This is a genomic window from Kitasatospora misakiensis (assembly GCF_042656005.1).
Lineage (GTDB): Bacteria > Actinomycetota > Actinomycetes > Streptomycetales > Streptomycetaceae > Kitasatospora > Kitasatospora misakiensis.
This window is the reverse complement of record NZ_JBHSOF010000003.1, coordinates 178,868-192,225: the sequence shown is the minus strand read 5'-3', so window position 1 is coordinate 192,225 and position 13,358 is coordinate 178,868. Positions and strand designations below refer to the sequence as shown.

Sequence of the window (13,358 nt, the reverse complement as noted above, 5' to 3'; positions counted from 1 at the left end):
ATGCCGCCGTCGTGCTGGGGGAAGCCGCCGAGGGTCGGGATGCCGCCGTCGTGCTCGGGGAAGCCGCCGAGGATCGGGAAGCCGTCGCGGCCCGGGGCCCCGAGGAGTTCGTCGTCCGACGGCGGCACGTACTCGACGTACGCGAACGCCTGGGCCGGCGACGGGCCGGGAGCGGGAGCCGTACCGGGGGCGGTACCCGGGGTGAACCAGTCGCCGCCGGCCTGGTCGGGCTCCGGAGCGGGCGCCGCATGGGCCGCGCGCTCCTCCTCCTCGTCCACCGCGACGACCGCCGACGGTACGGGGGTCGTCGCCGACAACGGCACCGACGGCATCTCCGTCACCGAGGCGAGAAGCGCGGGCGCGGGCACAGCGGCCCGCTCCGGCCGCTGCCGCCGGGCGAGCGGGATCGGCGTGACCGCCGCGCCGTCCGGCAGCCCCGCGTCGCCGTCCAGGACGTACTCGCCGGGGACGAGCACGACCACCCTGGTCCCGCCGAAGGCCGACGGCCGGAACTCGATCTGCAGCCCGATCGCCGTCGCCAGCCGGGCCACCACGTGGAAGCCGAGGCGGATGTCGTCGCCGCGCGCCAGCATGTCCGTGCGCGGCGGCTCGTCCGCGAGCGCGGCGGCCATCAGCGCGTTGGCCGCGTCGTACTGCTCCGGGTCCATGCCCAGGCCGCGGTCCTCGATCTCGATGGCGAGCCCGCGCCCGACGACGGCTGCCCGCACGTCGACCGGCGTCGGCGGCTTGGAGAAGCTCGCCGCGTTCTCCATCAGTTCGGCGGCCACGTGGGCGATCGGACCGACCGCCCGTTCGGAGAGCCACGGGTGGCCCTCGACGTCCAGCACGATCCGGCGGTACTCCTGCACCTCGCCCTGCGCGGCGCGCAGCACGTCCAGCAGCGGCACCGGCTTGCGCCACTTCCGCTGCGGCTGGCCGCCGGCCATGATGACCAGGTTCTCCTCGTAGCGGCGCAGGCGGGCGGTCAGGTGGTCGAGGTCGAACAGGCCCTCCAGCACCTCCGGGTCCTCGTGCCGCCGCTCCAGGGCGTCCAGCTTGCGCAGCTGTTGGCCGATCAGCAGCTGGGTGCGGCGGGCGATCCGCTGGAGCAGCCGCTCGAAGCCGCGGTGCTGCTCGGCCTGCCGGACGGCGGTCTCCAGGGCGGAGGCGCGGGCCAGGTTCATGGCCTGGCCGAGCTGCGCAAGCTCGTCGCCGCCGCAGGCGTGCGACCCGGCGGTGACCGCCCGGCTCTCCGCCTCGACGTCCACCTGCTCGCCGCGGGCCAGCCGCTCGACCACCTCGGGCAGGGTGTGCTCCAGCTCCTGTGCCTGGCCGTGCAGTTCCTTGATCCGGCGGCGCATCGAGCGGGTCAGTCGCCAGCTGACGAGGACCACGACGATCACTGCGGTCAGACCGATGACCGAGGTCAGCACGACCCGGGTGAGCAGCGTGAGGACCGCCCCCTTGCCGACCTCGATCACGCCGTCGGTGCGGGTCTCGATGGCCTTCATCAGCAGCGGGTTGATCTGGTCGACGGCCAGCCGCCACTGCTCCTGGAGCTGCGGGAGCCGCACGGTGCCGGTGGCGTCGACGGCGGCCGGGCGGGTGAGGGCCTGCTCGACGGCGGCTTTGGCCTGCCAGGCGGGGCCATCCATCAGCTCCGACCAGGCGGTCCGCTCCTCGGCCGGCACGTACGGGACGACCTGCGCGGTGAGCAGGTGGTCCTGGGCGCCGATCGCCTGCTGGACGAGCTGGTAGTCGGAGGCGCTGAGCCTGCCGGACGGCCAGGCGCGGGCCAGGATGGCGTCCTCGCGGGCCAGCATCTCCTTGGCCCAGAAGGCGTTCAGCAGGGTCTTGGAGGTCCAGGTGACCTCGCCGGTGTCGACGTGGCCGAGCGCGGTGAACAGCCGCAGGTCGACGGCGATCAGGTCGGTGTAGTAGGCGTAGACGCCCTGCTGGTCGGCGGAGCCCTTGTCGACGGCGGCCCGCTGCTCGCCCAGCTTCTCCATCGCGCGCCGGGCCTCGGCGACGGCCGTGCGGACCTCGGCGGGCGCGCTGCCGGGGGTCTCGCGGGACAGGGCCTGGAACGTCTGCACGGCGTCGTCGGTGAGCCGGCGCTGGAGCTTCAGCTTGTCGGTGACGCTGCCGGGCCGGGCGATGGCCTCGGCGCTGATCCGGCGCTCCTCCTGGAGGTTGTAGTAGACGATGTTGGACGGTTGTCCCGCCTTCTGGGACAGCAGGTTCTGCGCCGCCTGGCGCTGGTAGTCGAAGAAGGTCACACCGCTGGTGCCCGCCCAGAGGGCGGCCAGGGCGATGCTGGGGACGAGGGCCAGGACGAGCAGTGCCGTCCGCAGCGACAGGCGCGGTCGACGCCTGCGGGGGGCCTTCGGCGTCGGGGGCCGCCGATTCGCACGCGCGCGCAGAGCTGACTCCTTGGGGCTGGCGGTCGGCCTGGGAGGGTCGGACCGTCCGGGCACGGGCTTTATGACGAGGTGATACTAGTCATATGGTGTGTTAGGAGTGAAAGTCCGTTCGACCTTCGGACAGTGTGTGCACACGATTTCTTTACATCGCGATGGCGCGGGGTTCACGACCCCTCCGCACCGCCCCGGGCTCGTCGGAGGCGGTCCGGCGAGCGCGCCCGGCCCGCCGGGCGCCCGCCTGGCGGCTCCCGCCCCGGCGACGAGTTCCGCCCAGTGGAACGGGGTTGTCCCGGCCTGCGGTTCACGGCTACGGTACCCGGCATCATGCAGACGTGGAGCCTTCTTCTCGGTGGCCGCAGCGGGGTCTGACAGACCGGCACCCCGCTGCGGGTCGCCGTGCTGCCGGTCGCCGTCCCTCGGCACCGACCTCGGAAGGACTTCGCCGACCGTGCGCTCCACCGAATCCCCCCGCTCCACCGCGTCCGCCGCGCCCGCAGTGCCTGCGGCGCCCGTCGTACCCGCCGCGCCCGCCGACAACGGCCCGTCCGGCCGGTTCCCGACCCTCTGGACGCCCGCCGGCCCGGTCCCGGCCGACGCCCCCGCCTGGAACCGCCAGCGCGGCAGCGCCATGCCGTTCCACCGCTACCGCCCGGCCCACGCCCGCGTCCCGCTGCCGCCCGTCGCCGCCCTGCCCGGTGGCCGGCAGTGGCCCGCGCGGCGGATCGAGCGGGCCCCGCTGTGGGTCCCGGTCGACCTGCGCGACGGCAACCAGGCGCTCGCCGAACCGATGGACCCGGGGCGCAAGCGCCGGATGTTCGACCTGTTCCTCGCCATGGGCTTCAAGGAGATCGAGGTCGGCTACCCCTCGGCCAGCCGAACCGACTTCGACTTCGTCCGCGAGCTCGCCAGCACCCCCGGAGCGGTGCCCGAGGACGTCACCGTGGTCGTCTTCACCGCCGCCCGCGCCGACCTCGTCGACCGCACCTTCGAGGCCGTCGAGGGCCTGCCCCGGGTCGTCGTCCACCTCTACACCGCCACCGCCCCGGTCTGGCGCGAGCACGTCCTCGGCCGGGACCGGGCCCAGGTCCGGGAGCTGGTCACCGCGGCCGCCGAGCAGATGGCCCGCCGGGCCGGCGACCGCCCCGGCGTGCGGTTCCAGTTCTCGCCCGAGGTCTTCAACCTGACCGAGCCGGACTACGTGCTGGAGATCTGCGACGGCCTCACCGCGCTGTGGGACGCGAGCCCGGACCGCCCGGTCGTCCACAACCTGCCCGCCACCGTCGAGATCGCCACGCCCAACGTCTACGCCGACCAGATCGAGTACCTGCACCGGCACCTGGCCCGGCGCGACTCGGTGATCCTCTCCGTCCACCCGCACAACGACCGGGGCACCGGCATCGCCTGCGCCGAACTGGCCCTGCTGGCCGGCGCCCAGCGGGTCGAGGGCTGCCTGTTCGGCAACGGCGAGCGGACCGGCAACGTCGACCTGGCGACCCTCGCGCTCAACCTCCACACCCAGGGCGTCGACCCGATGGTCGACTTCTCCGACATCGACGAGATCCGCCGCACCGTCGAGCACTGCAACCGGCTGCCCGTCCCCGAGCGCCACCCCTACGTGGGCGACCTCGTCCACACCGCCTTCTCCGGCACCCACCAGGACGCCATCAGGAAGGGGCTCGCCCACCACGCCCGCACCGCCGCCGACCTGGGCGTCCCGCCGGGCCTCGCGCCCTGGGACGTCCCCTACCTGCCGATCGACCCGGCGGACCTCGGGCGCGACTACGAGGCGGTGATCCGGGTCAACAGCCAGTCCGGCAAGGGCGGCATCGCCTACCTGCTGCAGACCGGGTACGGGCTGGAGCTGCCGCGGCGGCTGCAGATCGAGTTCTCCCGGGTGGTCCAGGAGTCGACGGACGACAGCGGGCGGGAGATCGCGGCCGAGGAGCTGTACGCGCTGTTCCGCGCCACGTACCTGGACGCGGCGCCGGACGTGCGGTGGCGGACCGGGGAGGCGGACGGGCGGCACTGGGCGGAAGTCGGTGTTGGCGGCTCGGGTGTCGGCGGTGACGGTGGCGTCGTCCGGCGCGGGGAGGGGAACGGGCCGCTGGCCGCCGTGGCGGCGGCGCTCGGCGCGGACGGACCCGCCGTCGACATCCTGCAGTTCACCGAGCACGCCGTGCGCACCGGGCCGGACAGTGACGCCGTCGCGTACGTCGAGGCGCGGGTCGGCGCGGAGGTGGTGTGGGGAGCCGGGCGCGACTCGTCGGTGCTGGCGGCCGGGGTGCGCGCCCTCCTCAGCGCCGTCGGCCGGGCCGGGGCGCGGACGGCGGCCACCCGCGCGGCACGGCAGGATGGCGCCATGACCGACGACATCCTGCCCGCCCGCAGCCGGGCGGTGGCCGAGGCCCTCGCCGAGGCCGGACTGCCCGGGGAGATCCGCGTCCTGCCCGACTCCGCCCGGACCGCCGCCGAGGCCGCCGCCGCCCTGGGCTGCGAGGTCGGCGCCATCGCCAACAGCCTGGTGTTCGTCTGCGACGGTGCGCCGCTGCTCGTGATGACCAGCGGCGCCCACCGCGTCGACACCGCGCACCTCGCCCGCGAACTCGGCACCGGCCCGATCACCCGGGCGACCGCCGCCCAGGTCCGCGAGGCGACCGGCCAGGCCATCGGCGGGGTCGCCCCGGTCGGACACCCGGCGCCGCTGCGCACGGTCGTCGACACCGCCCTCGCCGACCACGCCCTGCTGTGGGCCGCCGCCGGGCACCCGCACACGGTCGTGCCGATGACCTACGAGGACCTGCTGAAGCTGACCGGCGGCACCGCCTCGACGGTGACCGCGCCGTAGTGGCGGTGGGGCGTCCCGGGTCCGTCCGGCGGTGTGGCCGGACGGACCCGGGATCACCGGGAAGGGGACTACTCCATGCCGAAGGCGGCGGCCCAGCGGGCCGTCCCGGACGGCAGGGGATGACGGGCCGGGTCCAGGCTGAGGGCCATCCAGGCCTCGTCCGGCGCGTCGGCGGTGAGCGTGATGCCGTGCTCCGAGGCCCGGCCGAAGCCGAACCGCGGGTAGTACGTCGGGTGTCCGAGCAGGATCACGAACCGCTCGCCCCGGGCGCGGGCGGCCTCCAGCCCGGCCAGGACGGCGGCCGAGCCGGCGCCGGACCGCTGGTGGTCGGGGTGCACCGAGACCGGTCCCATCGCGAGGGCCGGGGCGTCGCCGATGAAGGCGCGGGTGAGCAGCACGTGGCCGACGGGGGAGTCGGTGGCGTCGGTCGGGTCGGTGACGACGACCGAGAGGCCGTCGATCCACCCCTCGTCGGAGCGCAGCGCGTCGAGGAGGTCGGCCTCGGCCGGCCGCCCGAAGGCGGCGAGCGTCAGCTCACGGACGGCCGCGACGTCCGAGGGCAGCTCGGCACGGGTGCGCCAGGCGGAAGCCGCGGAGGAAGTCGCTGCGGAAGCGGAGGAAGAAGAAGACATGGGAAACCCTTGAGAGGGGGCCCCGGAGCGAAAGACGTCAGACCGGGACCCGGGAGGTGAGGACGACAGTCCGGGTGCCGCGCAGCACGTGCGCAGCGGCTATCACCGTGACCACAATTCACCTTCCCTGTCTTCGGATCGGACTCTCGCGCGAGCTCGAACGGCCGTCCGGCCGGGCTCGACGATCGACCGTAGCACGCGGCCTGGAGGGGATGCGAAGGGTTTTTCCGGGGCCCTCCGAGGTCGTCCCGCACTGCCTCGGACGGCCCGGCCGTGGTGCCCGGCCGTGGTCCCCGGCCGCCGGGCCGTTCGTGTGCTGCCGCGCTCAGCGCTGCCGTGCGGCGCGGGCGACCAGGAGCAGGAACAGGCCGCAGGCCGTGACCACCACCCAGCCGGGCCGGGCGGCGGCGGTCAGGTCGGCCGGGGCCGTGCCCGCGACCAGGCCGCCGGCGATCGCGATGCCGACCGCCGAGCCGAGTTGGCGGGCCGTCGAGGTGATCGCCCCGGCCACCCCGGCACGGTCCGCCGGGAGGCCGCCCACCGCGGTGTTGGTGATCGGCGCGTTCGCGAAGCCGAAGCCGACGCCGAGCAGCAGCAGGGCGAGCAGCAGCCCCGGCAGGTCGGCCACGCCGTGCGCCGCACTGCCGGACGGGCCCGTGCCGGACGCGCCGTCGTCGACCAGGAACGTCCGGACCAGCAGCAGCGCGCCGCCGGCCGCCGTGAACCAGGCCGCGAGCAGCAGCGGCCGACGCGGCCCGCCCCGGCTCACCAGGAGGCCGGACAGCGGTGCGCACACGGTCGCGCCCAGCGCCATCGGCAGTGCGGCCAGCCCGGCGCCCAGCGGCGTCCACCCCCGGGCGTGCTGAAGCTGGAAGGTGGTGAGCAGCAGACTCACCGTCAGCGCGACGAACACCGCCACCGCGCCCAGGGCGGCCGTGGTGAACACCGGCCGCCGGAACAGCCCGAGGTCCATCAGCGGTTCGTCCCGGCCGCGCTCGACCAGCACGAATCCGGCCGTCGCCGCCGCGGCCACCGCGTATCCGGCGAACGCTCCCGGCGAGCCCCAGCCGATCCGCGGCGCCTCGATGAGTACGGCCACCGCCGCGGCCACCGCCACGGTGAGCAGGAACTGGCCGGGCAGGTCGAGCCGTCGGGCGCGCGGCGCGCGCGACTCGGGCACGAAGCGGGCGCTCAGCAGCACGGCCGCCAGCACCACCGGCACGTTCACCCAGAACACCGAGCGCCAGCCGAAGGCCGCGACGAGCGCCCCGCCGGTGACCGGCCCGGCCGCCATGCTCAGCCCGAACACCGACGCCCACACCCCGATCGCGCGGGCCCGCTCCCGGGGGTCGGGCATCGCGTTCACCACGATCGCCAGGGCCACCGGGCTGAGCATCGACGCGCCCACCCCCTGGAGGGCGCGCGCCGCCACCAGCGCGCCGGCCGTCGGCGCGAGGGCGCAGGCGAGCGAGGCGAGGCCGAAGACCACCAGGCCGCACTGGAAGACCCGGCGACGTCCGAATCGGTCCGCGAGCGCGCCGGCCGAGATCAGCAGACTGGCCAGGACCACGGTGTAGGCGTCCACGATCCACTCCAGGTCGCGGGTGCCCACCTCCAGACCGCGCCCGATCGCGGGCAGGCCGACGTTGACGATCGTGGTGTCCAGGCCGACCAGGAACAGGCTCAGCGCGCAGACCGCGAGGACGGTCCACCGCCGGCGCGCGCTCAGCGGGGGCGGGGCGGCGACTGCCGTGCCGGGAGCGGCGGAACCGGTGGAACCGGTGGCCGTGGAGGTGGTGGTGGTCATGGGGTGGGGCTGCCCTTCGGTCGGATCGTCTTACCGATCGCCATGCTGGGACCGGGGGACGGCACCGGCCCAGCGTCTTTGCGGAAACCGCAAACCCGCGGACGGGGCAGAATCGCCCCATGGACGCCGACCCCGCCGACCGTTCCGGCCCTGCCGACCCCGCCGACCGCCCCGGTCCCGCCGAGACCGAGGACGTCGCCGGGATCATCGCCGCCATCGGGCCCCGGTTGCGCGCGCTGCGCCTCGGCCGCGGCCTCACCCTGGAGGCGCTCGCCGCCGCCACCGGGGTGTCGGTGAGCGTCCTCTCCCGCCTGGAGTCCGGCCACCGCCGCCCCACCCTCGACCTGCTCATCCCGCTCGCCCGCGCCCACCGCGTCGCGTTGGACGACCTGATCGCCGCCCCCGCGACCGGCGACCCCCGCCTCCACCTCCAGCCCCGTCGGCGCGACCCCGGCAGCGTCCTCGTCCCGCTCACCCAGTACCCGGGCCGGGTGCAGGTCTTCAAACAGGTCCTCGCCCCGCGTGAGCCCAGACTCGTCAGCCACGTCGGCTACGAGTGGCTCTACGTCCTCGCCGGCGAACTCCGCCTCCTCGTCGGCGACCGCGACTTCGCCCTCCACCCCGGCGAGGCCGCCGAGTTCGACACCGCCGAACCGCACTGGTTCGGCCCTGCGGGGAGCGAGGCCGTCGAGATCCTCCACCTCTACGGCCCCCACGGCGACCAGGCCGTCCTCCGCACCGGCGCCGACCCTGCCGAGTAGGCCGAGCGCGTAGGACGTCGGGCGGGCCGACTTCCTGTGCTCGGCGGCCGCAGGCCGGTGGCGTCGCGGGTGACGGACCTCAGTGGATGAACTGCCGGGCGGGGTGCCGGGAGAGCGCGAGCGAGACCGCTTCGAGGGCGCTCGTGAAGGAGACCTCGCTCAGCACACCCGGCGCGGCGACCTGGTCGCCGACGAGGTAGACGCCGTCCCCGCGATCGACGGAGGGACGGTCGCGCCAGGTGGTGCCGGGGCGGTCCACGGCGCCGGTGCGGCCGGCGGCCACGGCGGTGCGGCGCCAGAGCACGCGGTCGGACCAGTCCGGGAAGCCCAGGTCCAGCAGGCGCTCGGCCCGGGCCAGGCCGGACTCCCTCGACTCGTCCGGGGCGAGCGGGAGCTGGGCCTGGACCAGCTGTTCGCCGGTCGGCGCCAGGCTGTCGTCCTGGGTGGTGAACCGCTCCACCCAGCCGGTGCCGTCGAGGTCCGAGACGAAGAAGGCGTCGCCGCGCCGTGACCGCAGCGCCAGGTCGAGCAGCAGCGTCCGGCCGCTCTCCCCGTGCAGGCCCGGGTCGCCGAGCAGACGGCGCGCCGACTCCAGGGACGTCGCGACGACGATCGGGTTGTTGCTGGGCGGGAGCGCCTCCAGCCGCGAACCGGTCTCGATCCGCACGCCCAACTCCCGGGCCCGGGCCGTCATCCGGTCGATCACCGCCTGCCAGCCGCCCACCGGGTACACCGCCTCCGGCGGAAGGCTCGCGGCCCGGCGCAGCCGCTCCTGGGTGAACGCCGCCGACAGCAGGCCCGGCGCGTGGTGGAAGGTCGCGACGGCCGCGAAGTTGGCCGCGGCCCGCGCCGTCCGCTCGCCCGCCACCTCGGTCGCCCAGCCCAGGAAGGTCCGGCCGACGGGCGCGTCCCGGCGGGCCGCCAGCCGCGCCAGCGCGAGCGGCGGCAGCGCGCGCAGCCGGCCGTCGAGGCGGTAGCGGGTGCGCAGCAGCGCGCCCAGCGGGACCCGGGCGAGCGGTCCGACCAGCCCGCGCTGCCGCAGCCACGCCCAGTGCGGGCCCTTCCGGTAGAAGGCGTGCGGGCCCTCGTTGGCCCGGTACGGCCCCTGGGTGGTGCGGGCCCGGCCGCCGAGCCGCCGGTGCGCCTCGTGGAGCGTCACCCCGGCGCCGGCCTCGGCCGCCGAGATCGCCGCCGTCAGACCGCCGAAGCCTCCGCCGATGATGGTGATCCGCTGCGCCATGTCCGTCCTCCCGTGCTCGTACCTGCTCGTCCCGGTCCGGCCGTGGCGGCCCGTGTGCGGGCCGTGGTTGCCGCTGTCGAGAGGGAGACGACGTAGGGCGCCCGGATGTGACAGTCCGACGGGAGGTCGGGGCCGGTGATCATATGGTGATCTCGCTCACATGACCGTGACCGATGGGATGATCGGGCTCTTAGGCATGGCATGACCACGATTCCCAGTCGTCGGACGTCCCCCGAGTCCGTGACCCTGCCCGCTCCCGCTACCTCGCCCGCCGCCGAGGCCGCGACCCCGCCCACCGCCGCCGTGACGGCCGAGCTGACCCGGCTGCTCTACGGCTCCGACGGCGGCCGCGGGCACCGCCCGTGGCGCGCCCTGGCCGCCGACCCCGCCCTGCACCGGCGGACCGACGGCTCCGCCGCCGACCGGATCGCCGACTCCTACCGGCGCCTGCGCCTGCTCGATGAGCGCGTGGACGCCGCCGCGCTCGCCGCCGATCCCGTCCGACTGACCGCCCTGCACGAGTGGACCGCCCCCGTCGACGGAGCGCTCACCGTGCTCGCCGGCATCCACTACAACCTCTTCCTCGGCAGCCTGCTCGACCACGACCCCGACCCCGGGCGCCCGCTCGACGGGTACCTCCGGATGGACCGGGTCGGCACCTTCCTGTGCACCGAACTCGCCCACGGCAACGACGCCGCCGCCCTGGAGACGGTCGCCGACTACGACCGCGCCGACCGCACCTTCACGCTGCACACCCCCCGCCCCGGCGCCCAGAAGTTCATGCCCAACACCGGCCCGGCCGGCGGCCCGAAGTCCGCCGTGGTCGCCGCGCGGCTGCGGATCGACGGGCGCGACCACGGCATATTCCTCTTCCACACCCCGCTCACCGACGAGGCCGGTCCGCTGCCCGGCGTCACCGTCAGACCCCTGCCGCTGCGCCCCGGCAGCCCGGTCGACCACTGCGTCACCTCCTTCGACCGGCTGGTCCTGCCGCGCGAGGCCCTGCTCACCGGTGCGCACGGCCGGTTCGCCGAGGACGGCACCTTCACCAGCGCGCTGGGCAGCAAGAGGAAACGGTTCCTCGCCGCGATCGGCCGGGTCACCGTCGGCAAGCTCTGCATGAGCGCCAGTGCCGTCGGCGGCGCCCGGGTCGCCCTCGCCACCGCCGTCCGCTACGCCCACCACCGCGAGATCTCGGACACCCGGCCCGACCGGCGCCGCCCGCTGTGGAGCCTGCGCACCCACCACGGGCCGCTGCTGGCCGGCCTCGCCACCGTCTACGCGATGACCGCGCTGCACCGCGCCGCCGTCGCCCGGTGGACCGGGCACGACCCGGCCGACACCGCCGACCGGGCCGCCGCCGAACGCCAGGTCGCCATCGCCAAGGGCTGGACCACCTGGCAGGCCCGCGCGCTCATCATCGAGGCCCGCGAGCGCTGCGGCGCCCAGGGCCTGTTACCGGTCAACGGGCTCACCGCGCTCGCCGCCGACGTCGAGGGCACCATCACCGCCGAGGGCGACAACCTCGCGCTCTGGGCCAAGGCCGGGGCGGAACTGCTCCTGGAAGCGGGGGAGGACGCGGCGGGGGAGGACGCGTCCGACCCGTTCAGCTCGGCCGACCCGGCCGACCCGGCCGTTCGGCAGGCGCTGCTGAGGGAGGCCGGGCGGCTCCGGCTGGCGCGCGCCCGGGTCCGGCTGCGCGAGGCACCCGCCGGGGACGGCCTGCGCCGCTGGAACTCCGCCGCCCCCGACGCCCTCGCCGCCGTCACCGCGCGGGCCGAGTGCGACGCCGGGACCGCCCTGCTGACCTGGGCCGACACCGCCGCCGACCCGACGGCCCGGGCCCTGCTGCTCGACCTGCACCAGCTGTTCACCCTGGACCGGATCGCCGGCCACGCGACGGCCCTGCTGGCCGCCGGTCGGCTCACCGGGGCGCAGGCCGGAGCGCTTCCGGATCTGCAGGAACGATCCGTCGCGCACCTGGCCGGTCATGCCCTGACCCTGGTGGACGCCTTCGACCTGCCCGACGCGCTCCTCGACCGCCTCCCCATCACCACCGCGCGGTACCAGGAGGCCTTCGCCGTCTGACCCGCCGTCCGCTCCGTTCGTCCGTCGGGCAGCTGGACGGGCGGGGCGGCCGGCCCGGGGCCTGGGCGCCCACCCCGGCGGGACGCGGCGTTGCCGGAACCGGGACGCCCTGATTCGATCTCGGTATGGACCAGGACGCCGACCCCGCCATCGCCGCCACCCTGCGCCAGATCGGTCCCCGACTGCGCCGGCTGCGCGAGCGGAAGGACATGTCCCTGGCCGACCTGAGCCAGGCCACCGGCATCTCCAAGAGCACGCTCTCCCGGCTGGAGTCCGAACAGCGCAAGCCGAGCCTCGAACTCCTCCTGCCCATCGCCGCCGCGCTCGCCGTCCCGCTGGACGAGATCGTCGCCGCTCCGCGCGTGCGGGACCCGCGCGTCCACCAGCACGCGGGCCGGGTCGACGGGCGGACCTTCGTGCCGCTCTCCCGCCACCGCACCGAGCCCCGCGCGTTCAAGATCACCATTCCGGCCAACCAGCACAGCCCCAGCCTCGCCACCCACACCGGTCACGAATGGCTGTACGTGCTCTCCGGCCGCCTCCGGCTGCTCCTCGGAGAGCACGACGTCGTCCTCGCCCCGGGGGAGGCGGCCGAGTTCGACTGCCAGAACCCGCACTGGTTCGGCTCCACCGGGGCGGGGGACGTCGAGGTGCTGAGCCTCTTCGACAAACAGGGCGAACGCCTCCACCTGCGCGCCCGCACCCGCCCGAAGGACGCCTGAGCCGCGCGCCCGACGCCTCGCCCAGGGCTCGCCCTCCCGAGCCGCGCCTACTGACACCACCCCTGGACGGGGACCGGCTCGGGTCAGGACGGGGGTGCTCGATGAAAGGGTAGAGATGCGCGATCGGCGCTAGATCGAGGCGCATCGAGCTGGGAGTGGATTGGTCAACTCGGCGGGCTCCCCGGAGAAGGCGACCCCGCCGCGGTGCAGGACGTGGACGGCGGCGGCGCCGGTCAGGGTGGGCGGGAGGGTCTGCGCGGTCAGCAGTACGGTCCGGCCGGTGGTGGCGGACGAGGTCAGCAGGTGCGCGTGCAGCCGGGCGGCGACGGCCGGGGCCAGTCCTCGGTCCGGTTCGTCGAGCAGGAGAAGTCGGGGTGAGGCCGTCAACGCCCGGGCCACGGCGACGAGTTGCTGCTGACCGCCGGAGAGCGTCCCGGCCCGGCGGGGGAGCAGCGCGGACAGCTCGGGGAGCAGCTCCAGGACCTCGCGGGCGGCGGCGGGCGTGCCGAGGGCGAGGTGCTCGGCGACGGTGAGCGAGGGGAACACGGCCCGCTCCGCCGGCACCAGGGTCAGTCCGAGCCGCACCCGCCGGTGCGCGCTCAGCCCGGTGACGTCCCGGCCCCGCCAGACGATCCGCCCGGCGGACAGCGGCACCAGCCCGGCCAGCGCGTGCAGCACGCTCGTCCGCCCGGAGCCGTTCCGCCCGAGCAGCACGGTGACACCTCCGGGTGGGGCGGTCAGGTCCACGCCGTGCAGTGCCTCCAGCGGGCCGTACCGCACCCGGGCGGCCAGCAGGGCGACATCGACGGGCACGGGGGCGCTCCAAGGGTCGAGGGCGGA

Annotated in this window: 9 protein-coding genes and 1 pseudogene; 5 read left to right on the top strand and 5 right to left on the bottom strand. The window is 75.4% G+C overall.

Annotated elements, in window-relative coordinates:
- On the bottom strand, positions 1 to 2,477 hold a 2,477-nt coding region (locus ACFP3U_RS04660), incomplete at its 3' end, for a sensor histidine kinase (protein WP_380223869.1).
- Positions 2,478 to 3,051: 574 nt separating this feature from the next.
- Between ACFP3U_RS04660 and ACFP3U_RS04655 the strand changes: the two are divergent.
- Together ACFP3U_RS04655 and ACFP3U_RS04650 are read left to right on the top strand one after the other, a co-directional pair.
- Positions 3,052 to 4,737: pseudogene (locus ACFP3U_RS04655) on the top strand (2-isopropylmalate synthase); the annotation flags it as partial.
- Between the two features lie 45 nt (positions 4,738 to 4,782).
- Positions 4,783 to 5,268: a YbaK/EbsC family protein gene (locus tag ACFP3U_RS04650; protein WP_380223965.1), complete on the top strand. Its 486-nt coding sequence runs from the start codon at positions 4,783 to 4,785 to the stop codon at positions 5,266 to 5,268.
- Between the two features lie 68 nt (positions 5,269 to 5,336).
- Here ACFP3U_RS04650 and ACFP3U_RS04645 read toward each other — a convergent pair whose 3' ends face one another.
- Together ACFP3U_RS04645 and ACFP3U_RS04640 are read right to left on the bottom strand one after the other, a co-directional pair.
- Positions 5,337 to 5,900 carry a GNAT family N-acetyltransferase gene (locus tag ACFP3U_RS04645; RefSeq protein WP_380223868.1) on the bottom strand — a complete coding sequence of 188 codons (564 nt, stop codon included), beginning with the start codon at positions 5,898 to 5,900 and terminating at the stop codon, positions 5,337 to 5,339.
- 325 nt (positions 5,901 to 6,225) lie between these two features.
- Positions 6,226 to 7,707: an MFS transporter gene (locus ACFP3U_RS04640; protein ID WP_380223867.1), complete on the bottom strand. Its 1,482-nt coding sequence runs from the start codon at positions 7,705 to 7,707 to the stop codon at positions 6,226 to 6,228.
- 119 nt (positions 7,708 to 7,826) lie between these two features.
- Between ACFP3U_RS04640 and ACFP3U_RS04635 the strand changes: the two genes are divergently transcribed.
- Entirely contained in the window at positions 7,827 to 8,468 is a 642-nt protein-coding gene (locus ACFP3U_RS04635) for a helix-turn-helix domain-containing protein (protein ID WP_380223866.1), read from the top strand.
- A 79-nt stretch (positions 8,469 to 8,547) separates the two neighbouring features.
- On the opposite strand, the gene ACFP3U_RS04630 is transcribed toward ACFP3U_RS04635, so the two are convergent.
- Positions 8,548 to 9,708 carry an NAD(P)-binding protein gene (locus ACFP3U_RS04630; RefSeq protein WP_380223865.1) on the bottom strand — a complete coding sequence of 387 codons (1,161 nt, stop codon included), beginning with the start codon at positions 9,706 to 9,708 and terminating at the stop codon, positions 8,548 to 8,550.
- A 201-nt stretch (positions 9,709 to 9,909) separates the two neighbouring features.
- Between ACFP3U_RS04630 and ACFP3U_RS04625 the strand changes: the two genes are divergently transcribed.
- Complete coding sequence (locus ACFP3U_RS04625; RefSeq protein WP_380223864.1) at positions 9,910 to 11,796, top strand: acyl-CoA dehydrogenase family protein; 1,887 nt, start codon at positions 9,910 to 9,912, stop codon at positions 11,794 to 11,796.
- A gap of 125 nt (positions 11,797 to 11,921) precedes the next feature.
- Positions 11,922 to 12,518, top strand: a complete 597-nt coding sequence (locus ACFP3U_RS04620) for a helix-turn-helix domain-containing protein (RefSeq protein ID WP_380223863.1) — start codon at positions 11,922 to 11,924, stop codon at positions 12,516 to 12,518.
- Positions 12,519 to 12,647: 129 nt separating this feature from the next.
- On the opposite strand, the gene ACFP3U_RS04615 is transcribed toward ACFP3U_RS04620, so the two are convergent.
- Positions 12,648 to 13,331, bottom strand: a complete 684-nt coding sequence (locus ACFP3U_RS04615) for an ATP-binding cassette domain-containing protein (protein WP_380223862.1) — start codon at positions 13,329 to 13,331, stop codon at positions 12,648 to 12,650.
- Between the last annotated feature and the right edge of the window lie 27 nt (positions 13,332 to 13,358).